The organism is Peribacillus sp. Bi134, from assembly GCF_918698065.1.
Lineage (GTDB): Bacteria > Bacillota > Bacilli > Bacillales > DSM-1321 > Peribacillus.
On the sequence record NZ_CAKKLN010000011.1, the window covers coordinates 19009 to 42998 of the forward strand.

Genomic DNA, 23990 nt, shown 5'->3' on the forward strand with positions numbered 1-23990 from the left:
TACCAAATCAGTATGAAGCACGATCTTCTTACCCAAACCACCTTAACTAAATACAGAACAGATAACAGGATTCCTGATCTGAACATAAATTTTTCATGTAATCGCACTTTCGTGAAAATAATGGATGGGTTCGTTAAAAAACTTTCCCTCCCCTTATTTTTTGTTAAAGGGTACTCTATACTGTAGGGTATGATTGATGTTTAGGAGGTAAAAGAATGTCTAATGATCAGTGGATTTTAATTATTGACGATGAAGAAGATTTGGCACGTCTCATGGAGACGGTTTTACATAAAGAAGGTATGCCGAATATTGTTACGGCGGGGACAATTGCGGATGGGTGGGCAAAGTTTCAGGAGTTCAATCCATCACTAGTCTTGCTAGATATTATGCTGCCTGATGGTGAAGGCTATGATTTATGCAAGCAAATTCGGGAAGTGTCGAATGTGCCCATTTTATTTTTGTCGGCAAAGGATGAGGAAATTGATAAGCTTTTAGGGTTGGCGATTGGCGGGGATGATTATATTACCAAGCCATTCAGTCCGAAGGAAGTGGCATATCGGGTAAAGGCGCAGCTGAGGCGTGCGGGCTTTTCAGAGGAAAAAGCTGCTCCGAAAAAATTTCAAGTTGGTCCTTTTGAGCTTAGTGCAAATGAAAATGAAGTGAAAAAGGATGACAAAACGCTAGAGCTCACAGCTAAAGAAATCGGACTGATGAGCTGTTTTATGCATCACCCAAATCAGATTTTGAGCAAAGAAACTTTATTTGAACATGTATGGGGCGATGATTACTTTGGCTCTGATAATACAGTTATGGTTCATATTCGCCGTTTACGCGAAAAAATCGAGGCAGATCCTTCAAACCCTTCTTTTTTAATAACCGTTAAAGGACTTGGTTATAAATTACAAACCAAGGGTGAAACAAGATGAAGTGGAAATTGACACGGCGCTTTTTAGGATCCGTTGTGACAATTGTTGTAATCGTAGGGATAGTAAATACAATTTTACTTTTATGCTTACTCTTTGTTCATTTCGACACGGAAGAGGAATCTGCGGAAAACTTTAGCCGATCTTTTTCACAATATGTAGAACTGATAGATGACAAACCAATGGTAAATGAAGATGGGCTGGAAAAACTGCGGAACAATAACGCCTGGATACAATTTTTGAATGATAAGGGTGAACAAGTTTCTGCCTATTACACACCTCAAAAATTGCAAACCGTATATTCTCCTGTTGAAATCGTCCAAATGTATAAGTATAAAGAAATTGATGCAGAGACGACTGTTTTCGTCGGCGAAGCTCATGATTTCAGCTATTTTGTAGGGGTTAAAGATCGAGGAATAGGCCGATATGTAATGTCCTATAATTATGTTCACATTTTAAAGTACATCAACATCATACTTTTACTGTTTTTAACCGTGGATATTATTATCGCCCTAGTCATTGGACTATTATTTGGTAAAAGATTAACGACACCACTTAACACTTTAATAGAAGGAATACAGCAGCTTCGCGAAAGACGTTTCAAAAAGATGAGTATACCAAAAGGCGTTTATGAAGATGTATTTCACAATATGAATGAACTATCTATAAAGTTGGATCAGTATGAAAAGGAACGTGATCAACTCGACCAAATGCGTGAGGAATGGATTAGCAATGTTTCTCATGACATGAAGACGCCTCTTGCTTCCATCCATGGATATACAGAATTGATGAAAGATAATGCCACTGAATTAACACCACAGGAATTGTATGAGTTTACATCCATTATTAATAGACAGTCCGTATATATGAAAGATTTATTGGATGACCTCAATTTAACGATGCGTTTGCGCAACCAACGACTTCCTTTGCAATTTGAAGTTGTTGATATCGTTGGGTTTATAAGAGAAATGACGATCGAGCTTTTAAATGATTCACAATTTGGTGATAAACAGGTTGAGTTTGTGGCAAATGTGGATAAAGCAACACGTAAAGTGGATAAAAAATTACTGAAACGGGCGATTTTTAACTTTATCTACAATGCGCTCGTACATAATGATGAAAATGTCGTCGTGAAAATACAAATTGATGATATTGGTCCACAATCGGAACTTCATACCAAAATTACCATTGCTGATAATGGCCGCGGTATTCCCGACAAAGACTTGGAACAGGTTTTTGAACGCTACTATCGAGGTACGAATACTGCCAGTACACATGGGACCGGTTTAGGAATGGCCATTGCAAGGGACATTATTCTGGCTCATAAAGGTAAACTTGATTTGACTAGCGTTGAAAATAAGGGAACCACAATTACGATACTTTTATAATTATTTAAAGGGCTGTCCATAATTTACAGACAGCCCTTCTTTCATTTATTTTGTTCGTGCTTTTTTTGGAATATCCTCAAATTTCACTTCATCATATGACGAAACCTCATCACCATTTTTCACGTACATCTTTAAGTAAGCGTCTTTTCGAAGATTTTTTTGTGCCGTGAATTCAAGTGGTATCGTTTCACCATCTGCATTTTTGGCGTCCAGTTTATAAGAATAGTAAGTCATCACTGAACCATCATCCAGTTTGGTTTCATGTTGTACCCCATCCTCTGTAATTTGCAAATAATAATTATCGGCATTCATGCGGTTAAAGTCCATTTTAGTAAGTGCGAAGACACCTGCCGCTCCCAATATAAACAAAATGCCAACTACCATAATAAATTTCTTCATCTCGATCATCCTTCTGTTTTATTATTTTGTGTGATAATACGATTATAGGAAGCTACCGTTAAGATATAATACAGACCGTAAATGACCGTATAGGCGATCATCCAGATCAACACAGGTTTTTCCAGGTCCATCATCAATAAGCCCGAGAAGGCTTTTAAAGCAACCGCACTGTGTAATAACCCCACTGCCAGTGGAACGAAAAAGATTACAAACACTTGTGATGCAATGGACTTCCGCATTTCTTTTGCGTCAACGCCCATCTTATGGAGCATATTGTATTGTGATTTATCTTCCTCAGCTTCCGTTAGAACTTTAAAGTAAATGATACTGCCTGTTGCCGCTAAAAAAACAAGACCAAGGAAACTTCCGATAAAGAGCAATGAGCCTACACCTTCAATGCTTGTTTGAAAATCTTGAGGGGCACTGGAAAATAGCGCTTCTTCAGGCAATTGTTTTGCAATTTCCCCCGATAAATCAGTGGAAGCTTGATCAACTCCGATAACACGATAGTTTAGGGCTTCCCCTTCTTTTTGCAATGATTTAAATTGATCATTCGATACAACCACTGCAATGCCTGCTGTTTTGGCATTTAAAACTGTTTGTGTTTTAAAGCTTTGGAATGTGATTGCCGTGTTGTTTTCTGTCCTGATCGTCTTGTCCCTGTATTCAGGTGAAAATCTTTTGTCATATCCAATATCTAAAATGACTGCTTTGCCATTATTCACAAGCAATGCATCCTTACCTTGTACTTCTGCTAATTTGTTATATGTTCTTTCATCGATTATCGTGTAAATCCTTTTATCAGAGCTATCGAATGCTGATCCCTCGCTAAGTTCTTTTGTATTAAATGTGACAGATAGTGCTTCGACATTTTCATCATACTTTGTATCTGGCAATATAGCGCTGACTTGCTGATCGCTTTTTGCATCCGTTTGCTGATACATGAAGGTGTTCGGATCAACGGTCATAACTTGGTCATTCGCGTTATAATAAAGGCCATAAACCGCACCGCCAGCCGTTACCGTTGTAGCACTTAACACTGCAATTACGGTCAATGTCCGTGCATTACCCCGAATACGATATAGCAGCTGCGAGATCGTCATCAGATGCAGGCCTTTCCATAGCCATTTTTCATTTTTCTTAATCACCGCTAACACATAGCCTGTCACGCTATGAAACAATAAAAACGTACCGGCAATAACAGTTGTCAAAATGATGAGTGCCGTCATCAAAAAGCCGACTTTTTCCCATACTTTAGAAGTAAATAGATCTTGCATCGCCAACCAATAACCCATGACAATCAGAAAAATTCCCAGAATGGCTACAATCATCGATGGCTTCGGAGCCGCTTCCCCTTTTTTCGTTGCATGGAAGAGATCGATTAGTTTAAATTGATAAATCAACCGATAGCCCTGGAATGATGTCACCAAGAAAATAATCAGAAATACGATTGAGGTGTTCAAAGCAGCAGATTCCGAAAATGTAAATGGTGCTATGACATCATAGCCCATTAAATAGATCAAAATCGTCATGAACCCTTTTGAACAAAGAAATCCAAGTAAAATCCCCACAACCAATGAAACCAAGCCTAGCAATAGGTTTTCAAAGAAGAGCATAAAACCGATCTGACGATTACGTACGCCAAGCAATGCATATAATGCCACTTCTTTTTTACGTTTTTTCATGAAGAATGAATTGGAATAGGCAATAAAAATGGCAACGAAGAAAATCAGGATGACCGCCGCACCACTCATTAATGAATCCAATTTCTGTGATGAAGCCGTTTGTTCTGCAACTGTGTCACTATATTTTAATGTTACAAATGTAAAATAGATGATAATGCTAAATACCATGGATGCGATATATAAAAAATATTGGGAGAGGTTTCGAGCAATATTCTTCCTCGCCAGACTAAATAACGTCATCTACCTCACCTCCAATTGTTGCAAGGACATCCATAATTTCTTGGAAGAAAGCTTTACGTGATTGGCCACGACGATATATTTCTGTTGAAAGCGTACCATCCTTGATGAAAATGATCCGCCGGCAGAAGCTTGCGGCATATGCATCATGTGTCACCAACATGATGGTGGAATTATTATTTTCATTTAGTTCACTTAAGCTTTCCAGCAGACCTGTTGCTGATTTTGAATCAAGTGCACCTGTGGGCTCATCTGCCAGGATCAATGCAGGCTCTGTCACAAGTGCCCTGGCTGCAGCTGTCCTTTGCTTTTGCCCGCCGGAGATTTGGTATGGATATTTAGCTAATAAGCTTTCAATCCCAAATACTTTAGCAATACGATTCACCAAGTTAGTAATTTCTTCCGCTGGAATTTTTGCAATCGCCAGTGGTAATAATATATTTTCCTTAACAGTCAATGAGTCAAGCAAATTGTAATCCTGGAAGATGAAACCAAGATTATCACGTCTGAAATCCGTTAAGTCTACCCCTTTCATATCGTGAATGCTCGTATCATTCATGAAAATTTTCCCTTCAGTCGGCGAATCAATGGTTGCCAACATATTGAGCAACGTCGATTTCCCCGCTCCAGAAGGTCCCATGATTCCTACAAACTCCCCTTCATGAATCTCAAAAGATATATTTTCCAACGCTGTGAAGGCAGCGCTTGATTTACCATATGTTTTTTTTATATTTTCCACTTTTAATAATGGTCCCATTTGTTTCACCTCTTCAGTATTGTTGATACTTATACTTTACATGCCCATTCTTACAGCATCTTTGTGCCAACCTTACAGCAAGCTTAAATCCATAAAAAAAACGCCTGCCATTTAAATAGGAAGACGTTTTTTTATGGATTTTTTGAAAGTAAAAGTATTTAACTTTGCTTCAGAAGCCTGCGATCGATTACAAAATTACCAAATGGAATGAATGAAACGATGAAAATCATCGCCATTTTTAAAAAGGACCATTTTGATATGATGCTCACATAAAGTAATAAAAGTCCAAATACAACAAATAAGAAACCATGGATGCTGCCTAAAATGAGTGTTGCTTCCCCAATATCCAATATGTACTTAATGGGCATACCAATGGCAAGCAATAAAACATATGAGATTCCCTCAATTATTGTAATAAACCGAAACCAACCAATAGCTGTCGAAAACATTCGCTCATCCCCTTATTCATTGTACAAGTACGGCACACAAATCCAGCTTCTTGTCCCCAATCCAAAATCTGTTACTTCATCATATTATATTACTGTGCCATCCACTAATAAATAGTACCAGGTTTGCCTAAAAATAGAACAACAAAAGCCCAATCCAAGGATTGGGCCTGTTAACAACAAGGTTCAAATTTACTTAAAGACGTTCAATTTCGAAACCAATTCGCTCCCTCATCCATATGCACGAAGGGAATATCCGTATCAATTACACCGTTGATTCGTTTTAACTCAACATCTTCCCCTTCGAGCCATTTTGCAAAATCTATTGAAGTCGGCTCCTGGTTCCCTCCCAAGGCAATCCAAGCTTTCATCTCCTTAGGTAAATAAGCGGATGTATGAATCGTTCCTGCCCAGCTGCTATATAAATCCGAGAAGACACCTTGATTGGTATCATTAAACAACCTATAAGCATCGTAGGCAGATGAAAGTCTTCCCTCCTGATCTTGGATGATCTCCAATCGGCGTTTTGAATCGATAAGATGGTTACGGTTTTCATTTTTCATGATTTCAAAGTGATTTGTACAGGCATTTGACGTGCGCACCTCTACATTTCTCGGGGAGGTTTCAACGATATAGGTACTTCCGCTTTTATCATAGACGACGTAAGTGAAAGAATGACGATGCGGGATTTCCTTCAACATCGCGACCGCTTCCTGAACGTTCGCACAAGATTCAACAATCAGTCTGCCAATCATGCAACAGATGAAACCATCTCCAGGGTTCTTGCGATTCATGAAGTTATAGCCTATCACCAAACCTTTTTCATTCATTCCATCCATTCGACCAGTCCCTCGCTGACTCGGGCCGATGCTTGAATACCCTTGATCGGTTGGCTGGAATAAGACATAGCGTCCTTCATAGGTCTTTGGGTGGTAATCATAATTGCGAATGAGATAATCATCGCCTGTCATGATGGAACAGCCCGAACGAACATAATCCAAACGGTATCCACCAAACTCTTGCAGCACGCGGTCAATTGGCCATTTCAGCGCTTCTTGCAACCCCAGTAATTCTTCCCAAACTCCAGGGGCGAATTGTGTAATGGCTTTCTTGACCTCTTCTTCTTCAACCGTAAACCGAGGCTGCCTGATCTTCCACTGATCTTCACGATTTTTTACCGTTAGTGAATCTTTTAATTCCTCCCCTTGCATGTATCCAAACTCATAATGTGTACCCCGAAATTGTATGACATCACTATATATTTGCTTCACGGCTTATCCCTCATTTACAGTAGTTGCTATTCAAGTTAAGAATACTTGAAGTATTGTTGAAAATAAAGAAGATAAGCCTTTAAATTTATGAAACAACTCACCACCCCGTACCTCCCTCATAATCTGTAACTAGGCACATTTATGAGGGGGACGGATCATGGAGATGGAATTAACGGCACTCCATTGGATTTATGTTGTATTCATTGCATTGATAATCGGGTTTATGGTAAAACGTCGTGATACTACCCTCATCTGCATAATTGGTATTTTCCTTTTGGCTTTAGTGGCTACAGGCAGTTTAGCCTCTTCCATAAGCGGGATATTCAACAGCTTCATTTTCGCAATCACGGAATTAATGTCCACGATATTAATCATTTCAATCATCGTTGCCATGAGCACGGTTTTAACGAAGTCGGGCATTAATGATGTCATGATTGCACCGTTTGCGAAATTCATTAAAAATCCTACACTTGCCTTTTGGGTAATCGGAATCGTCATGATGATGATATCCTGGTTTTTCTGGCCATCACCTGCCGTTGCCTTACTTGGGGCTGTTCTGCTCCCTGTTGCTTTACGGGCTGGTTTACCTGCTCTTGGTGTAGCGATGGCGATGAACCTATTTGGTCACGGAATAGCATTATCAGGGGATTTCATCATTCAGGCTGCCCCTAAACTAACGGGCGATGCGGCTTCCATACCAGTCGGTGATGTCATCGCTGCGAGCATCCCACTTGTCATTACAATGGGGGTCGTCACCACCCTCTCCGCGTTTATCCTTTTAAAGCGGGATATGAAGCTGGGAAAAATCAATGCGGCGGATAATGAGGGGATCGTCCAAGATCAGACAATGAATGAAGATTTGCTTACATTGAGACAAAAGAGGTTTTTTGCCATTTTCATTCCGATTGCCTTTCTGTTGGATGTTGTGGCATTGTCGATTTTGAAGTTGCAAGGCGGAGATGCAACGGCATTGGTTGGGGGTACTGCCGTTTTCATTTTGCTGATTTTATCCCTTGTCGCACATAAACAACAAGGTCTTGAAAAATCAACGGCCTATTTGATTCAGGGTTTTCAATTTGGCTTTAAAGTATTCGGACCCGTCATTCCGATCGCCGCATTCTTCTATCTAGGTGATTCTGGATTCAATCAGATCATCGGTGACTACTTACCAAAAACATCCCTCGGCATCGTCAATGACCTTGGTGCCGCCTTGGCAGCCTCCGTTCCTTTAACGAAAGAAATAGCCGCCGTCACATTAACGGGCATCGGTGCCATCACTGGCTTGGATGGATCGGGCTTCTCAGGCATTTCTTTAGCGGGATCTGTCGCCAAACTTTTTGGCACGGCAATCGGTGGCGGAACCGCCACCTTGACTGCACTCGGGCAAATAACCGCGATTTGGGTTGGCGGAGGTACCCTGATTCCATGGGCACTGATACCTGCAGCTGCCATATGTAACGTCAGTCCCTTTGAACTTGCCCGCCGGAATCTGCTTCCGGTAACCATTGGTTTAGCAGTGACTACAATTGTCGCGATGTTTCTCATTTAATCGATTTGCGCCGATTTGTGTGGACTTTACATTGAAAAAGGACTGAGTAAAAAATCAGTCCTTTTTCATTTCAATCATCGATATAACTGTGGAAGTCCGTCGATATATTCCTATTTTCTGAGGTATAACTGTAGATTTCGTCGATATATTTTTCCTTCATACCCAACTTATTCGTTATTGAATTTCTTTTTTGAAATCCATATGTTCGTTACCAATATCGCTACTGCCGTCAACTCAAGTGCCGCTAATGCACCCCAAATCGCTTGTGAATTGACTGTGCCTAAAATCAGTACTTCCATGGCATGTTTACTCATGCTTGCTGGATTCACATTGTCCATTACGGGACTTAATCCAACTATGATTCTACAGCCGAGGAGAAATACTATCGAAATTAATGCAATAATACCCTGACTATTAAAAATGGTACTGATCATCGTCGTGAATGAAACGATAAATAGGATCCACAGCAGATAGAACAGCAAAGCCACTATTAAATCCGCAAAATCAACACTCGTAAACAAAAAAACTGCATACAGATATGAAACCAAATATCCCAATGCTACACTGAAGGCAACAAACAGATAATTGGAAATGATTTTCCCGCTTATATATGATCCAACCGTCACGGGCCTTGTAAGAATGAAAGCCAGCATACCATTTGCTTTATCGGATTGTACGACTCCCATCATGGAAACGATGATGATCATGACCCCTAGCTGATCAAATTGAGACCCTAAGGTACTGGCAAGAACTTCGCCGCCTTTTTGGGCTGCCATGCTTGGATCAATGGTGATTCCTTGGGTCCCGCCCAGTGCCTCTAATATTGAAGGTAAATAATAACTTACGACTGGTTGAGTTATTCCTAAAAATATAAATACAAGCGGCAGCCAAATCACTTTATATTCACGTACCATCTGAACAAATTCCTTTTTAGCTAAAACGGCAAAATCACTCATCTTTCCACCACCAATTTTAAGAAAATCTCTTCCAATGTATCGTTATCTATTTCGAACCTTATAAGATCAACATTATGCTCCAGAGCATTCGCAAGTAACATATTCTTGTTTGAATCAATATTTTCCACTTCTATCTTCAATTTATTTCCCATCACCTCTACACCTTTGACAAAGTTCAAGCTTTTAACATGTTCAATCCATTTTTGACTTCTTGAGGTTATGTCGACATTGATTTTATTTCCGCTATTCCTGGTTAATAATTCAGACATTGTAGTATCCTCAATTTTTTCACCACTTTTTATAATGACAAACCTCTCACATATCTCTTCTGCATCGCTTAATATATGCGTCGATAATAAAATGGTCGTATCTTTCTTTATCTCTTTTATGATATTTAACACTTCTCTCCGGCCGATCGGATCTAATGCCGAAACCGGTTCATCCATGACAATCAAAGCTGGTTTATGTAACAGCGCCTGTGCAATTCCAAGCCTTTGTTTCATTCCGCCTGAAAAAGTCCGCACCTTTGAATTCTCTTCCCCGCTCAACCCCACTTTCATCAATATCTCTGGAATGCCGCTTAATAATTCTTCCCTCTTGATACCCGAGAGCTGCCCCATGAATGTAAGGGTTTCTTTGGCAGTCATCCATTGAAAGAAGTTGGGATATTGTGGTAAGTAACCTATTTCCTTTTTCATTTTTGAAATTTCCTTACCATCAAGCAATACTTCTCCCCTAGTTGGATCAATAATATCTGCAATGACTTTTATTAGTGTCGACTTACCAGCCCCATTGGGCCCAATCAATCCAACACATTCCCCAGATTGCAGTTTCATTGAAAAATTATTGACCGCTGTTTTTTCTTTGAATTTTTTTGTAACATTTTTAATCTCTAATTTCATATTCTGTCACTGTCCTTTCTACCAATAACGAAGTACAGAATTGGACCGATAGTATTTGCAAAAATAATGATGAGTGTCCACAATAAAACATTTTTCCGCATCTTTCGATTTCTGTATAAATCAATTAATGCAATAAGGATTAAAATCATCCCAATAGCAATTACCGGTAAAATAATCGGCAGAATAGGCATGAAATCAATATCTTTCAATTCGTTCCATCCATAATGCAATTTCATATATACCACTCCTTAATAACAAATTTTATTATCATTATCAGTAATGATAACATTTAAATTGGTATTTTTCACCTATTTTTTTCTTGATAAAATATTGTTTGAGGTTTTATTGTTATTTATAATGATAATATTATCATGTTAGATAATATATGATATTTATTAAGCTTTATTGCATGAAGACATTACAATTGAAATTTCATTTCCAATGTGAGGAGAATAAGATGATTAATAAAGCCGAAATTTTAATGCATCCTGTAAGAATGAAGATTACCCAAGCTTTAATGAGAAACAGGGAAAATGGTTTAACACCATTAGAAATGTTAAAAATCATTAAAGATGTACCCCAAGCAACATTATATAGACATATACAGGTTCTATTTGATTCAGGGGTCATCCGAATTGTAAAAGAGAAAAAAGTGAGATCCGTTTCCGAAAAATACTATGTTTTAAATGAAGAAGAAGCGCGACTTAGCGGGGAAGAATGGAAAAAATATTCTAATGAGAAAAAGGTGAACTACTTTTCTTATTATCAATTATCCCTTATGACTCAATATCAAAACTATCTTACTAAATTAGAAGAAAGAGATTGTGCTGAAGATGGTTCAACCTTTTCCCTTTTAGAACTAAAGCTTGATGATGAAAGCTTTATTAACTTTCAAAATGAATTGAACGATTTAATGGTAAAATACTACAACGCTACGAATCAAAGTGCTAAACAAGACTCTCCTATTCGAACAATCGGCGTTACAATCATTCCGGAATCATAAGTAAATGAAAAGGCTGTTCTCAAACCTTGGACTAAAAGAACCATGAATACTATAGATTCACCAACCAAAATGGTTGCAGTCTCCGTTTTGAAACAGCCCTTCATTATGGAAGAAACTCCAAGGTTAAAAAGGATATCCCCGCTGTCAGCAGGTTCCCAATGCTTCCTTGATACTGCTGTACACTTCGTCCCACAGGTGTTTTTCTTCAGCAAAAGCCGCAGTTATCTTCTTGATGACTGCTTTTTGCGCTGCCTCGAAACGTTCATCATCCTTGGCCGGCAGGTCTGACCTTAACTCCATTACATACTCTTGTACCTTTGGTGCACGTGGTCCCCAAACAGCTTTTTCTTCACCATTCTTATCAATGAATATAAAAATGGGAATTGAACGCGCTGTTCCATTCGTTAAATATTGATCCATCAGTTCAAGATTTTGGTCTCGTAAAACCATCCGAGTTTCAATATTTGCCTCTTCAGCTATATTCAGCAGTATTGGAATGTTCATCATTGCGTCTCCGCACCAGTCTTCAGTAATGACAATGGCTCGAAGTTCCTTCGTCTTTAATTCATCGAAAAAACCTTGGTCCTCTGCAGAAACGGAAAAACCCTCCTGAATCGATTGTAAGTTTTCTTTATGAACTTTCATCGAAGATACAAATTCTTTAGCGGGAATCCCCTTTTCAAACCATTCATTCAGTGTCGTCATACTATTTCTCCTAACTGTTTTTAAGTTAAAAGTACCATAAACCCCTTATTTTTTCATTGTTTCCACCCTGAAAAATAAAATTCCAAATTGGTAAATTAAAACCATGTTTTCTTTCCCGTGTAAAGGGAAAACTCTAAATACATTCAATAGCTTACTAACTAACTATTTTATATTCATTAAAACATTGTTTTCTAGTTTAGGAGATGAAATTTGTGGAAGGTTTTCTCTTTGCGCTACTCCCTGCATTGACATGGGGCAGCTTAGTGCTTGTTTCCGAAAAACTCGGAGGCAACTCTTATAATCAAACACTTGGCATTACAATCGGTTCATTACTGTTCGCCATCATGATGTCTTTCATCAATCCTCCGGAATGGAGCAGTACAGTGTGGATTGTCGGTATCATTTCCGGGATAGGCTGGGCATTCGGGCAGTTATTTCAATTCAACAGCGTCAAGGAAATCGGGGTATCGAAAACCGTTCCAATCTCAACAGGGCTGCAAATTCTAGGAAATACATTTTTTGCAGTTATCATTTTCAGGGAATGGAATGACAGGATGACAATCATCATCGGCATTATTGCAATAATCTGTTTGATTACAGGTGTCTTGCTGACGAGCTACGGCGATGGTGATAACAAAAAAGCCGGAAGCATGAAAAAAGGGGTTTTTTATCTTGCCATTTCAACGGTGGGTTATGTTACATATGTCATTGTCGTCAGATGGAATGAGGTTGACGGATGGTCGGCGATCCTGCCGCAAGCAATTGGCATGTTCCTGGCTGCCCTGCTCCTATCCATCAAACATAAACCGTTTAATAAATATGCCGGAAGAAATATTCTAACCGGAATGATGTGGGCAGTCGGTAATATCGGCCTCCTGCTCGCCAATCCAAAAGTGGGCGTTGCAATCGCATTCTCATTTTCCCAAATGGGAATCGTCATTTCCACTTTAGGCGGCATCTTTCTTTTAGGCGAGAAAAAATCCAAAAAGCAAATGGTCTTCGTCATCACCGGGTGTGTACTCGTAATTGCTGGCGGCATCATGATCGGCTTTACAAAAGAATAGTCAAAGGAGCGATAAATGATGTATGACGATTTAGAGAAAAAAGTGGTAGTGATCACTGGGGCGGCAAAAGGGTTAGGAAAAGCCATGGCCGAAAGGTTCGGTAAAGAAAAAGCACATGTCGTATTAAATTATCACACTGAAAATGGCGACCATAAGGAAATCATCAAAACGATTGAAGCGGCAGGCGGGAAAGCCGCAGCCATTCAAGGCGACGTTTCAAAGGAGGCGGATGTGAAGAAATTGCTTTCATTCGCTGTGGACACCTTTGGCACAATCGACATCATGATCAACAATGCTGGTATTGAAAATGAAGTGCCTAGCGAAAAATTGACTCTTGAAGATTGGCAGAAAGTCATCGATGTAAATCTAACCGGAATGTTCCTGGCAAGCAGGGAAGCAATCAGTTATATGCTCGATCATGGCATAAAGGGGAATATCATTAACATGTCTTCCGTTCATGACCGGATCCCTTGGCCTCATTTTGTCCACTATGCAGCAAGTAAGGGCGGAGTGAAGATGATGACAGAAACCCTTGCACTTGAATATGCTCCTAAAGGGATTCGCATTAATAATATTTCACCTGGGGCAATCGACACACCCATCAATGCCGAAAAATTCAATGACCCAAAAGCTAAGCAAGAAGTCATCGACCTGATACCGATGGGATATATCGGAAAACCGGAACAAATTGCGGCTTGTGCCGCTTGGCTAGCTTCCTCCGAATCTAGCTACGTAACGGGAATGACCTTATATGCTGATGGCGGAATGACCAAATACCCAGGATTCCAAGCTGGAAAAGGCTGAACTTAACTAAAGAAAAGAACCATTGTAATGACTAAAAAGAATAAAACCAATAAGAAAACCAATGGTGAAAGGACGCGTTTGACCCAATAAAGGTTCTTACAACCGGAAAAAAGAGCAATCCTATAAAGGATGCTCTTTTTTTCATATTCGCTTATTTTTACCTGGCAACAGTATCATATTTCGTTTTATTTCATTTTAGGATATTGTATTTTCTTTATCACGGATATCGGGCCCTTCCCAAGCTTAGTGTTCACTATGAATCATATTAAAAAGAATTTAAAGGATTGAATCATAACCGTGAAAAAAATCGATCACATTTCAAGGACGAATAAAAAAGATGATCCCATTTAATCTGAGATCATCTTTCCCTTACTGCCGGCTAAGTGTTAGCGAATGCCTTTCATGTAGCCTTGAATCTTTGGTGATAAGGCCATCAGGACAAGTCCAAGGACCATTGAGGCAACACCGATCACTCCAAAATAAGCCATTTCGGTTTGAGGTGTGTAGAATCTGACGATTTGTGCGTTCAGTGCTTGTGCTGCTGCACTTGCCAGGAACCACAGGCTCATCGTTTGTGCCGAGAATGCGGCCGGAGCCAATTTTGTAGTAGCTGAGAGTCCTACAGGAGATAAACAAAGTTCTCCAAGTACTACAAGGAAATAACTAAGTACAAGCCATAGCGGATTGACTAATGCGTCTGATCCACCGAAATAAACAGGAAGCAGGATCACCAGGAATGATAAACCGGCGAACAGTAAACCGATTGAGAACTTTTGAGGAATGGTCGGCTGACGCTTTCCTAGTTTAATCCATAACCATGCGAATACTGGTGCAAGGGTTATGATGAACAAAGGGTTCAAAGATTGGAACCATGCCGGGTTTATTTCTATTCCAGCAAAATTCAACTGTGTCCGTTTATCTGCATAGTTTGCCAATATTGTTGCACCTTGCTCTTGAATCGCCCAGAACATGACAGCTGCTATGAACAAAGGAATATAGGCAAGCAAGCGTGAACGTTCAACAGAAGTCGTTTTCGGGCTGCGATACATGAAAATGAAATAAAGGGTCGGAATAACGATTCCTAGAATACCTACAAGATTAATAAAGGTTTCAATCGTTAAGATGCCTGCAGAAGCCGTGATGCCAATGATGGCAGCTATGATAAGTGCAGCTATACCCAATTTAGTGAATACTTTTTTCTTTTCATTCTGTGATAATGGGTTAGCAGGAAAAGTTCCAGCCAAGCCCAGGTTCTTTTTCTTTGTTGCAACAAAGACGATGAGTCCAATTAACATACCAATTGCGGCTATGCCAAACCCAAGGTGGAAGCTGTAGTTCATGACTGATCCAACAATGAGTGGTGAAAGGAATGCACCCATGTTGATACCCATATAGAATATACTGAAACCGGAATCCCGGCGTTCATCATTTTCTGCGTAAATTTCGCCGACAATGCTGGAAACATTCGGTTTTAATAAACCAGTACCCAGAACAATGAGTACCATGGAAACAAAGAACATGGAGAGATTGCCTGGTACAGCAAGGACAATATGCCCGAGCATGATCAAGATACCACCGTATAATACGGCTTTTGAAGTCCCGAAAATCCTATCGGCGAGCCAGCCGCCAATTATTCCTGACATATATACTAAAGATCCGTAGATGGATACAAGGGAAAGGGCTGTGGTTTCATCAAGGCCAAGTCCCCCTTTAGAAACTTCGTAATACATATAGTAAACAAGAATGGCCCTCATGCCATAGTAGGAGAAACGCTCCCAGAACTCAGTAAAGAAAAGGGTGAAAAGTCCTTTAGGGTTTCCAAAAAAACCTTTTTGAGGTACACTATCCACAATTTTCTGTTTATTTATCGTTGCCATACCTAGCCCTCCTTTTATTATTGTATAATAACATTTAATTTTCTCTATTGTAAACAAATATTTAGTATATTTAAATAATTAATTTCTAAATAAATAGAAGTGCCCTTCCACCATGCAAGCCAAAGTCCGGATTTTGTACTAAAAAACAGTCCATATAATCTAATAGAAAGCGGCCATCAATGATATATTACCCTAACTTCACTAATGGTATTACTTTGGTAGCCATGCACATATTAATGAGAATCAAAATGGCAAATTTTGAATAATCAAACCATTACCGTTATATTCACCGTATAATAGATATAAAAACGAGGAGGCTCCATAATGTTCGGGATCATAACCGTCGTGATGATTTTTTCCATTCCTATAATCGCCATACTGACAAGCCATTTCGAAAAACAGTCAAAAAACAAACACAAGATGCTACAAGTTGAATTGGAACTTGAAAAACTTAAACATGAAAACTTCCTTATGGAGACGGAAAAAATGAGACTGGAACTGGATCAGATGAAATTCGAACAAAAAAGAGACGAACCAAGGTTACTGTAATCAAGTAACGTTGGTTCGTCTTTTTCGATGGGTATTGTGCCGTTTTAAAAACCTTCCGCCCGTCATAAGCATTATAATAGGCCATTTTAATGGATATATTGATCGCCAACAAGAAGGTCTGACAGCACCTTTGTCGGGATGATGAACTCGACGGCCCCCATATATCCCGGCGCAGCTTCGTAGCTGTTAAAGGCAATGACTAGCTTGCCATCTTCGTTAATATAAAAGTTTTGGTTTTCATCGATGCCTTTAAACGCAGTAAGGTCATCTTCTTCGATCCAATATATCTTTTCCGGATCCTCAGCCATTTGCCGCTTCATCTGTTCCTTGATGTTTTCGCTGATCACCTGAAGATAACGATTATCTTTAAATAAGCTATTTAAAGTTAATAGCACTTCGTTTTTTTTGTCGACTGTATCGAATTGACTTTCCGTGGAACTGGAGGCCTGAATCGTATCCGTATAACGCTGTACAGATAATATCGTTTCATTATCCGTCAATATCACATATCCGCTTTCCACCGAGATATTGCCCTTTTCCCCTTCCTTCAGGTTTGACATGGAGTCCGTGAATTCCTTATAAAGCTGCTTGCTTTCCGCTAAATATTTATCATTCAAGCTATTTTCGAGCTTTTTATTCTCCAGACCGGATATAGCAGGCGTTTTGATTACTGCCGAGGAATTATTCGCTTCTTCTTTCCATTCGACGAAAGTAATCACTTTGATGACCTTATCGACTATCGGAATATCACTCATGGCTTTCGCCGCTGCCGGACTGATGTTTACGGAAGCTGTCACGATCAGAAGCGCGGCAGCCGCTGACACGAGGATATTCCTGCCAACCCTCGGCTTCTTCCTTGGCTTTTCATTCAAGGCTGCTTGAACGACATCATTCAATTCCTTTGGTATCGGTATTTTAAGATATTCTTCCCGCAGATCTTTTAATTTTTTTTCCATCTTTTCGTTTCCTCCCGTTCAGTCATGTTGATCCGCAATAGTTGCAGCGCTTTATATAATCTCGTTTTAATCGTGCTTACGTTCTCTTCCAGAACTTCCGCTATTTCGTCCAGCTTCAGGTCCTCAAAGAAACGGAGGACGACTACCGTTTTGTACTTGACTGAAAGTCCTTCCAGGGCCATTTGCAAATCGAGGTCAGGATAGTGATCCTCCTCACCACGGCGCAAGTATTCTATTGTTTCGTCATCGGCGACGGTCAGTTTCTTTTCCTTCCGCAAAACATCCAGTGCCGTTCGGACGATGATCTTATATAACCAACTATCTATAGAAGCAGCGTCTTTAATTTTACTGCTGGAGGCTAGCGCTTTCCTGATTGATTCCTGCACGATATCAAGGGCATCATCTTGGTTTTTGACATAGTAAAAAGCAAGTCTGTACAAATTATCTTGCCGTTCGGTTATCCGGGCCGCGATTAATTGATTCATATCTAGATTTTTCATTGCATGATAGAGCTCCTTACATTTAAATTCCGTATCCTAGGTACATAGAATAGACGTTGGTGGAGCCATAAAAGTTTGAAAATGAGCAAGGAAATATATAAATATAAAAAAATGAAATTTTTTACAAACTTTTAAGGCTTTTGGCGCGTCTATATAGTAGAATGATTATCGAGGTGGAGTGCATCATGAGGAAATTAAATTATAAAAAAGTCTTTATTTTTCTATTTTGTCTAACAGCTGCTGTGGGAACATTGGGGTTAGCCATCAAAAGCCTTGCTTTTGATAAGAAAAGAACCGTTTCGGCCTATACAACCGATAAGAATTACCCAGAAGCGGATATTCAAACGTATGTGAAAGATAATACGAAAGGCGGATATTCAGCCAGCAGGCCCGTTCTGAATTTAGAAAATATCGACAAGCAGCTAGAAGCCTACATAAAGAAAGAAATTAAGGATTATGAAAAGAAATGGAAAGCATCCGACGGAAAAGCTTCCGAGCTTAACCTCACCTATACGATCCTCCATTTCAGCAAACAGACCATTACGATTTCCTTCGATAAATATGAGCAAGTGGAAGGAAAGAAGCAGTCTGGAACCCAGATCTTCACTTATGATATTCCATCTCAGCAAAAGCTCTCCATGGAAGACATCTTTGCCACGGATACTGATTATTTATCCGTTTTATCCGATATTGTTTTTGAAGAGTTAACGGAGAAGGAAGAAGAAGGCATTTCAAACAGTCTCATTAAAAAGGAAAACAAACTGAAGGCAGCCAACTTCAATTCTTTTTCAGTCTTGAAAAATACGCTTGTATTCTACGTTAAGACTGATGATTCAACCAAGACCCATACAATAGCCATCAAGAAGGAACTTTTTAAAGATAGTTTGCTAGATTCATATCAAAGTCAAGATTTGAATGAGGATCGTGTAAAGGAATGGCAGCCGAAACATATCGTTGCCAAACTGCCCGTGCAAAATGAATGGATCGACCCTTCAAAAAAGGTCATTGCCTTGACGTTCGATGACGGGCCGCATCCAAGTCATACCATGTCCATTCTTGAGAACCTGAAAAAGTATGATGGTCACGCGACGTTTTTCGTGCTTGGAAGCCGCGTTCAGCACTATCCGGAAGTTCTTCAAAAAATGCTGCAGCAAGGAAATGAGATCGGCAACCATTCATGGGATCATCCGCAGCTGACACGCTTAAGCAAGAACAAAATCGAAGATCAAATCGAAAAGACCCAAGACGCTGTAGAAAAAGCTACAGGTGCTGAGCCAAATCTCGTCCGTCCCCCATATGGAGCGATTAACAATAATGTCCGTGAATACATGGAGGATATGAAAGTCACACTTTGGGATGTCGATCCCGAAGATTGGAAAGAACGCAATGAAAAGAAAATCGTAAATAAGGTGATGAGTAAAGCCAAAGATGGCAGAATCATATTAATGCATGATATCTACCAAACTAGCGCCCAGGCTGCAGGAAAAATCATCAAACAACTGCATGACCAAGGCTTTCAACTGGTCACAATCTCGGAATTGGAAAAGGTAAAGAAGGATCGTGAACTTACCGGAATTACCATAAGTGAATAATCAAAAGAAAAGAGCCTGTTTCGTGATTCGGAACAGGCTCTTTTCTTTCAAATAAAATAAAGCAGGCCTTTGATCATATAGCAAAGGTCTGCTTATTATTTCATTCACCAAGATCTACATTATGATAAACTTGTTGAACATCTTCCAAATCTTCCAATGCATCAATCATTTTTTCGAACTGTGCTTGTGCATCTTCTGGAAGGGTTAGGTCATTTTGTGCAAGCATCGTCAGCTCTGCCACTGTAAAATCGCTGATTCCTGCATCCTTGAATGCTTGTTGTACAGCATGGAATTGTTCAGGCTCGGCATAAACGATGACACTTTCTTCTTCTTCAATGATGTCACGTACATCAACATCCGCTTCCATTAACAGTTCAAGAACATCATCAGCCGTTTTACCTTCAATCCCGATGACAGCCGTTGCATCGAACATATAAGCAACAGATCCGCTGACACCCATATTCCCGCCATTTTTCCCAAATGCGGCACGTACATCAGATGCCGTCCGGTTCACGTTGTTTGTCAATGCATCCACGATGACCATTGAACCATTTGGACCGAATCCTTCATAACGGAGTTCGTCATAGTTTTCTTCCGAACCGCCTTTGGCTTTTTCAATCGCACGGTCAATGATCGCTCTTGGGACATTGTACGTTTTCGCACGCTCAAGTACGACCCTTAATGCCTGATTGGATTCTGGATCTGGTTCACCTTGTTTTGCCACTACATATATTTCCCGTCCGAATTTAGCATAAATCCGACTAGTATTAGCATCTTTTGACGCTTTTTTTTCTTTAATGTTATTCCACTTACGACCCATTATATTCCACTCTCTTTCATCATTGATATATATGAATAGATTATTAAGATACGGCCCTAGGAGAAAACCCACAAAGGGGGAATTCCTTTGAAGATAGGCTATACGTTTACTAGATTATATTATACATCAATTGTATAATTTTGAAAAAGTCCTGCACATCCCTCACTGGCATTTATCGGTGCTTGGCACTATTTTTTATGAAATACTATGGAAAACATCAGCAGTGGTATAGTATGAAGTGATCGGAAAGGAGAGATGATCCATGAAGGACAACCAAATCATCATCGGGATACCCGGTAAATGGAAGGACCGGACAGAATTGATTCAAACGGTCGCTTCCCAAAGCGAAGGGTATCTGTTAGCCGGGAATGTTTTTCATAACAGTGATAAGAACATTACGTTTCAGGCGGAGGTCCATGATTATGAACCCACTTTAAAAGAGAGCTTTTCTTACGCCAGTAAAGACGCCTTTTCAGAGAATGCATTAGAGGAAATCAATGACCATACCTTTACCGTTTATATAATAGCCGATGTATCCGATACCGGAACTGTTATCGATTTGATCGATGCCGGGGCAGCGATCCTAAAGGCAGGCGGAATGGCAGTGAAAATAGAAACCGCTGGAATTGCCCATTCAAAGGAAGATTGGCAGCATCTTCATCATAGCCCGGATATTCTCTCGGTATATGCCCATTTTGTCACGATCATCGGAGAGGAAGACTATTATTGTTCATTCGGAATGAAAGCCTTTGGTCTTCCGGATGCCGTGACACTTAACACAATGAGTCCGAAAGAGGCGGCTGCTCTGCTTAACACATTTAATTATTACCATGTAGGTGAACGGCCTCTCTTTAAGAATGGCGAAACGTTTAGCATTCAGCAAGATGCACCAGACTTTATATTGACGGGCCTTCAGGACTTTAGATATGAAGAAGAACATCCCTTCTACAACCCGTTTGGATTATGGAATTTAGGGACAAGTAAATAGAGGAGCGATTCGCTCCCCCCCAGACTGCAGGCAAATTCGAATAGATCGGGTATGCCTGCAGTTTTTATTTAAAAGACGTCAGTCGTTTTCAGAATCTGCTCCCTGTCTGCCAAGTCTCCTCGACGCATCTCGGCTAGCCAGCTTTTCGGCAGGAGTGTCGCAAATTTCTTCAATCCAATAAGGATTACAGTAAAAAAAACATCAAGGATACCAGCTTGGTTCGGAATAGACCATCCTGCAGTTTTCATTTTAAAAAACGTCTCATTTGATTGGAACGGAAGGTACGAGACTCCTGCGGACAAGCGTGGCCAAGGGAGACCCCGCAGGCGCGAAGCGTCGAGGAGGCTGCCGGACCGCCCGCGAAAAGCGAGTGCCTGGAGAGGAAATCAACGTCCTAGTCTTAATCATCATCCGGAATGAGACCATCCCGAACCCCCTTTTGCCGACAAACTGAGTGGAGTAATTCGCTTCTCCATTTTATTTTGTCAACCGAGTTTTTCACGCTTTTCTTCTTCATGTTCCTTCTTCACGAGGGACATGCCGCTCGCTTGGTATTTGAGGATCTTTTGAATGACCGTGCCAAGATGTGCCCCAGCTTCAACAGGAGGAATCCCTCCTTTATGGATGTTGGAAATGACCATCCTCTCCGCTTCAATGGTGCCCAAACGTGGTTTATAGCATATATAAGCGCTCAATGATTCAGCACTGACCAGACCAGGCCGTTCACCGATCAACAGGACAATGACTTCAGGTCCAAGGATTTCACCGATATCATCCATCACGGCAACCCGGCCCTTTTCAATATAAAAAGGTGTACCTGTATCCAGACCTGCCACTGCCAAAGATTGTTTGAAAGATAAATAGACGTCCTCCACATTTTCTTCGATCGCCTTGGCACTTAAGCCATCGGAAATGATGATTTGAACCGTTGGGGCCTTTATGCATTTGGCTTCTAACACCCGCTTTGCTTCATCCGAAAGCTTCCTGCCATAATCCGGACGCCGTAAATAGACTTCCTTATCATCGGCCTTCGTTTTCACCTTGAATAAATCCAAGCGCTTCAAAAGAATATCACTGACTTCACCATATACAGCATCGACGGCAGCCGCATGGTCAAAACGAAATTTCAGCCAAGAATCCGTTTTCGGCCGGGTGCCTGACCTGCCTACACCTATCCGTGCTGGGGTTTTCGCTATCAAGGCATCCAAATCTTCCTTATGATTCATTCCCATTTCATCCACTCCTAATGGTTAAATATAGTTGGATCACCGGCACGCTTCGTTAATTTTCCATTCTCCATAATCTCCATCTTCTCCAGCCAAGCTTCATATAATGGGGCAGGCCGCTTATCCATCGTTTGCCTCAAAGTCGCTATATCGTGGTAACTCAAAGACTGATAGTTTAACATGCAGTCATCCCCCATCGGAGTTGCGATGATGAAATTCACACCAGCAGCCGTTAAAAGTACACCCAAGTCCTCGATATCATTTTGATCAGCCTTCATATGATTCGTATAGCAAATATCCACACCCATCGGCAGTCCATGCATTTTTCCCATGAAATGGTCTTCTAACCCGGCTCGGATGACCTGCTTGCTGTTATATAGATATTCAGGTCCGATGAATCCGACGACCGTATTGACAATGTACGGATCAAAATAGCGGGCAAATCCATAGTTCCTGGCTTCAAGCGTCACCTGATCGATTCCGAAATGCGCTTCAGCCGATAACTCGGAGCCTTGCCCCGTTTCAAAATAAAGATGCTGCGGGCCTGTGCCGGTCCCATAGGCCTTCGCTATCTCATTAGCTTCTTCGAGCAATTGTACGTTAATTCCAAAAGAGCGATTGGCCGTTTCCGTTCCGGCTATGCTTTGAAAGATCATATCAGCAGGCGCACCTTGCTGTACGGCCTTCATTTGCGTGGTCACATGCGCAAGCACACAATTTTGGGTCGGAATGTTCCATTTCTGGATGACATCCTGTGTCGCATGAAGCAGCCGCTTTACGCTTTCGACCGAATCATCTACAGGGTTGATTCCAATGAGTGCATCCCCGATTCCATAGGAGAGGCCTTCTTTTAAAGAAGCCAGCATGCCATCCACATTGTCAGTCGGGTGGTTAGGCTGAAGGCGCGAAGCAAGCGTTCCTTTGTATCCGATCGTGCTATTATTCTTGGTGAGCACTTCGATTTTATTGGCTGCATGGATCAGGTCGAGGTTCGACATCAATTTGGCTGCCGATGCAATCATTTCACTATTCAATCCCCTGCTTAATCGCTTTAAATCCTCGCCGGTCGTGTCGTCACTCAAAATATATTCTCGCAGCTCGGCAACGCTCCAATTCTTCACAGATTGATAGATGGTTCCATTGATGAGACCATCTATGATCCGCGACACCTCATCCTCTTCCGGGGAGAGCAGGGGATAGTTCCTAATGTCCGCCAAAGTCAATTCGCTAAGCACCGCTTTCGCCGCAATCCGTTCTTGGACAGAATCTGCTGCAATTCCCGCAAGTCTATCTCCTGATTTCTCTTCATTCGCTTTGGCCAGGACTTCTTTCAACGATTTGAATTGATGGATTTCCCCAAAGTATTGAGTGGATAATTTCATCGTATAATCCT

24 protein-coding genes and 1 pseudogene are annotated in these 23990 nt (G+C 40.6%); 9 read left to right on the plus strand and 16 right to left on the minus strand.

The features are described 5' to 3' along the window. The first annotated feature begins 215 nt into the window (after positions 1–215). Together LQ188_RS22860 and LQ188_RS22865 are read left to right on the plus strand one after the other, a co-directional pair. Positions 216–926 carry a response regulator transcription factor gene (locus LQ188_RS22860; protein ID WP_101225511.1) on the plus strand — a complete coding sequence of 237 codons (711 nt, stop codon included), beginning with the start codon at positions 216–218 and terminating at the stop codon, positions 924–926. Further along, positions 923–2311 (plus strand): HAMP domain-containing sensor histidine kinase, encoded by a 1389-nt coding sequence (locus LQ188_RS22865; RefSeq protein WP_101225512.1) that lies wholly within the window; start codon positions 923–925, stop codon positions 2309–2311. The genes LQ188_RS22860 and LQ188_RS22865 overlap by 4 nt, the downstream gene beginning before the upstream one ends. Before the next feature lie 45 nt (positions 2312–2356). On the opposite strand, the gene LQ188_RS22870 is transcribed toward LQ188_RS22865, so the two are convergent. The 5 genes from LQ188_RS22870 to LQ188_RS22890 all read right to left on the minus strand — a co-directional run bounded on the left by LQ188_RS22870 (position 2357) and on the right by LQ188_RS22890 (position 7106). Then, a complete protein-coding gene (locus LQ188_RS22870) occupies positions 2357–2710 on the minus strand; it encodes a YxeA family protein (RefSeq protein WP_101225513.1) in 354 nt (117 codons plus the stop codon). A gap of 5 nt (positions 2711–2715) precedes the next feature. Beyond that, a complete protein-coding gene (locus tag LQ188_RS22875; RefSeq protein WP_230178442.1) occupies positions 2716–4635 on the minus strand; it encodes an ABC transporter permease in 1920 nt (639 codons plus the stop codon). Next, complete coding sequence (locus LQ188_RS22880; RefSeq protein WP_230178443.1) at positions 4622–5389, minus strand: ABC transporter ATP-binding protein; 768 nt, start codon at positions 5387–5389, stop codon at positions 4622–4624. Before LQ188_RS22880 ends, LQ188_RS22875 begins: the two co-directional genes overlap by 14 nt. Positions 5390–5547: 158 nt before the next feature. Continuing rightward, on the minus strand, positions 5548–5838 hold the full coding sequence (locus LQ188_RS22885; RefSeq protein ID WP_034305497.1) for a DUF3817 domain-containing protein: 291 nt from the start codon (positions 5836–5838) through the stop codon (positions 5548–5550). Positions 5839–6041: 203 nt separating this feature from the next. After that, a complete protein-coding gene (locus LQ188_RS22890) occupies positions 6042–7106 on the minus strand; it encodes a C45 family peptidase (RefSeq protein ID WP_230178444.1) in 1065 nt (354 codons plus the stop codon). A 157-nt stretch (positions 7107–7263) separates the two neighbouring features. Here LQ188_RS22890 and LQ188_RS22895 point away from each other — a divergent pair, with 157 nt between their 5' ends. Continuing rightward, positions 7264–8655 (plus strand): hypothetical protein, encoded by a 1392-nt coding sequence (locus LQ188_RS22895; RefSeq protein WP_101225517.1) that lies wholly within the window; start codon positions 7264–7266, stop codon positions 8653–8655. 167 nt (positions 8656–8822) lie between these two features. On the opposite strand, the gene LQ188_RS22900 is transcribed toward LQ188_RS22895, so the two are convergent. Genes LQ188_RS22900 through LQ188_RS22910 form a run of 3 tightly spaced genes read right to left on the minus strand, consistent with a single transcriptional unit; the run spans position 8823 to position 10749 of the window. Next, entirely contained in the window at positions 8823–9611 is a 789-nt protein-coding gene (locus LQ188_RS22900; protein ID WP_230178445.1) for an ABC transporter permease subunit, read from the minus strand. Further along, positions 9608–10513, minus strand: a complete 906-nt coding sequence (locus tag LQ188_RS22905; RefSeq protein WP_230178446.1) for an ABC transporter ATP-binding protein — start codon at positions 10511–10513, stop codon at positions 9608–9610. Before LQ188_RS22905 ends, LQ188_RS22900 begins: the two co-directional genes overlap by 4 nt. Then, positions 10510–10749, minus strand: coding sequence for a PLDc N-terminal domain-containing protein (locus LQ188_RS22910; protein ID WP_230178447.1), 240 nt, complete (start codon positions 10747–10749; stop codon positions 10510–10512). The genes LQ188_RS22905 and LQ188_RS22910 overlap by 4 nt, the downstream gene beginning before the upstream one ends. A gap of 221 nt (positions 10750–10970) precedes the next feature. On the opposite strand from LQ188_RS22910, the gene LQ188_RS22915 reads away from it, so the two are divergent. After that, positions 10971–11516, plus strand: coding sequence for a helix-turn-helix domain-containing protein (locus tag LQ188_RS22915; protein WP_101225521.1), 546 nt, complete (start codon positions 10971–10973; stop codon positions 11514–11516). A gap of 144 nt (positions 11517–11660) precedes the next feature. Here LQ188_RS22915 and LQ188_RS22920 read toward each other — a convergent pair whose 3' ends face one another. Then, positions 11661–12221 carry a thioredoxin family protein gene (locus LQ188_RS22920; protein ID WP_230178448.1) on the minus strand — a complete coding sequence of 187 codons (561 nt, stop codon included), beginning with the start codon at positions 12219–12221 and terminating at the stop codon, positions 11661–11663. Positions 12222–12424: 203 nt separating this feature from the next. Here LQ188_RS22920 and LQ188_RS22925 point away from each other — a divergent pair, with 203 nt between their 5' ends. Further along, complete coding sequence (locus LQ188_RS22925; protein ID WP_230178449.1) at positions 12425–13285, plus strand: GRP family sugar transporter; 861 nt, start codon at positions 12425–12427, stop codon at positions 13283–13285. Positions 13286–13303: 18 nt separating this feature from the next. Further along, the gene (locus tag LQ188_RS22930; RefSeq protein ID WP_230178521.1) at positions 13304–14089 is read left to right on the plus strand and encodes a glucose-1-dehydrogenase; all 786 of its coding nucleotides are present in this window, start codon (positions 13304–13306) and stop codon (positions 14087–14089) included. 386 nt (positions 14090–14475) lie between these two features. Here the strand turns inward: LQ188_RS22930 and LQ188_RS22935 are convergent, their stop codons facing one another. Then, a complete protein-coding gene (locus tag LQ188_RS22935; protein ID WP_230178450.1) occupies positions 14476–15966 on the minus strand; it encodes a peptide MFS transporter in 1491 nt (496 codons plus the stop codon). A 324-nt stretch (positions 15967–16290) separates the two neighbouring features. Between LQ188_RS22935 and LQ188_RS22940 the strand changes: the two genes are divergently transcribed. Next, positions 16291–16515, plus strand: a complete 225-nt coding sequence (locus LQ188_RS22940; protein WP_054399041.1) for a hypothetical protein — start codon at positions 16291–16293, stop codon at positions 16513–16515. Positions 16516–16601: 86 nt separating this feature from the next. On the opposite strand, the gene LQ188_RS22945 is transcribed toward LQ188_RS22940, so the two are convergent. Both LQ188_RS22945 and LQ188_RS22950 read right to left on the minus strand, forming a co-directional pair. Next, positions 16602–17471, minus strand: coding sequence for an anti-sigma-V factor rsiV (locus LQ188_RS22945; RefSeq protein WP_230178451.1), 870 nt, complete (start codon positions 17469–17471; stop codon positions 16602–16604). After that, positions 17456–17971 carry a sigma-70 family RNA polymerase sigma factor gene (locus LQ188_RS22950; RefSeq protein WP_230178452.1) on the minus strand — a complete coding sequence of 172 codons (516 nt, stop codon included), beginning with the start codon at positions 17969–17971 and terminating at the stop codon, positions 17456–17458. Before LQ188_RS22950 ends, LQ188_RS22945 begins: the two co-directional genes overlap by 16 nt. A gap of 185 nt (positions 17972–18156) precedes the next feature. Between LQ188_RS22950 and LQ188_RS22955 the strand changes: the two genes are divergently transcribed. Next, on the plus strand, positions 18157–19563 hold the full coding sequence (locus tag LQ188_RS22955; protein ID WP_230178453.1) for a polysaccharide deacetylase family protein: 1407 nt from the start codon (positions 18157–18159) through the stop codon (positions 19561–19563). A gap of 100 nt (positions 19564–19663) precedes the next feature. Here the strand turns inward: LQ188_RS22955 and LQ188_RS22960 are convergent, their stop codons facing one another. Then, positions 19664–20383: a YebC/PmpR family DNA-binding transcriptional regulator gene (locus LQ188_RS22960; protein ID WP_053536610.1), complete on the minus strand. Its 720-nt coding sequence runs from the start codon at positions 20381–20383 to the stop codon at positions 19664–19666. A gap of 262 nt (positions 20384–20645) precedes the next feature. Between LQ188_RS22960 and LQ188_RS22965 the strand changes: the two genes are divergently transcribed. Next, entirely contained in the window at positions 20646–21371 is a 726-nt protein-coding gene (locus tag LQ188_RS22965; protein ID WP_230178455.1) for a DUF4261 domain-containing protein, read from the plus strand. A gap of 68 nt (positions 21372–21439) precedes the next feature. Here LQ188_RS22965 and LQ188_RS22970 read toward each other — a convergent pair whose 3' ends face one another. The 3 genes and pseudogenes from LQ188_RS22970 to LQ188_RS22980 all read right to left on the minus strand — a co-directional run bounded on the left by LQ188_RS22970 (position 21440) and on the right by LQ188_RS22980 (position 23979). Continuing rightward, positions 21440–21619, minus strand: a complete 180-nt coding sequence (locus LQ188_RS22970; protein ID WP_230178456.1) for a hypothetical protein — start codon at positions 21617–21619, stop codon at positions 21440–21442. 237 nt (positions 21620–21856) lie between these two features. Further along, positions 21857–22582: pseudogene (eutC, locus tag LQ188_RS22975) on the minus strand (ethanolamine ammonia-lyase subunit EutC); the annotation flags it as partial. Positions 22583–22614: 32 nt separating this feature from the next. Next, positions 22615–23979 (minus strand): ethanolamine ammonia-lyase subunit EutB, encoded by a 1365-nt coding sequence (locus LQ188_RS22980; RefSeq protein ID WP_230178457.1) that lies wholly within the window; start codon positions 23977–23979, stop codon positions 22615–22617. Between the last annotated feature and the right edge of the window lie 11 nt (positions 23980–23990).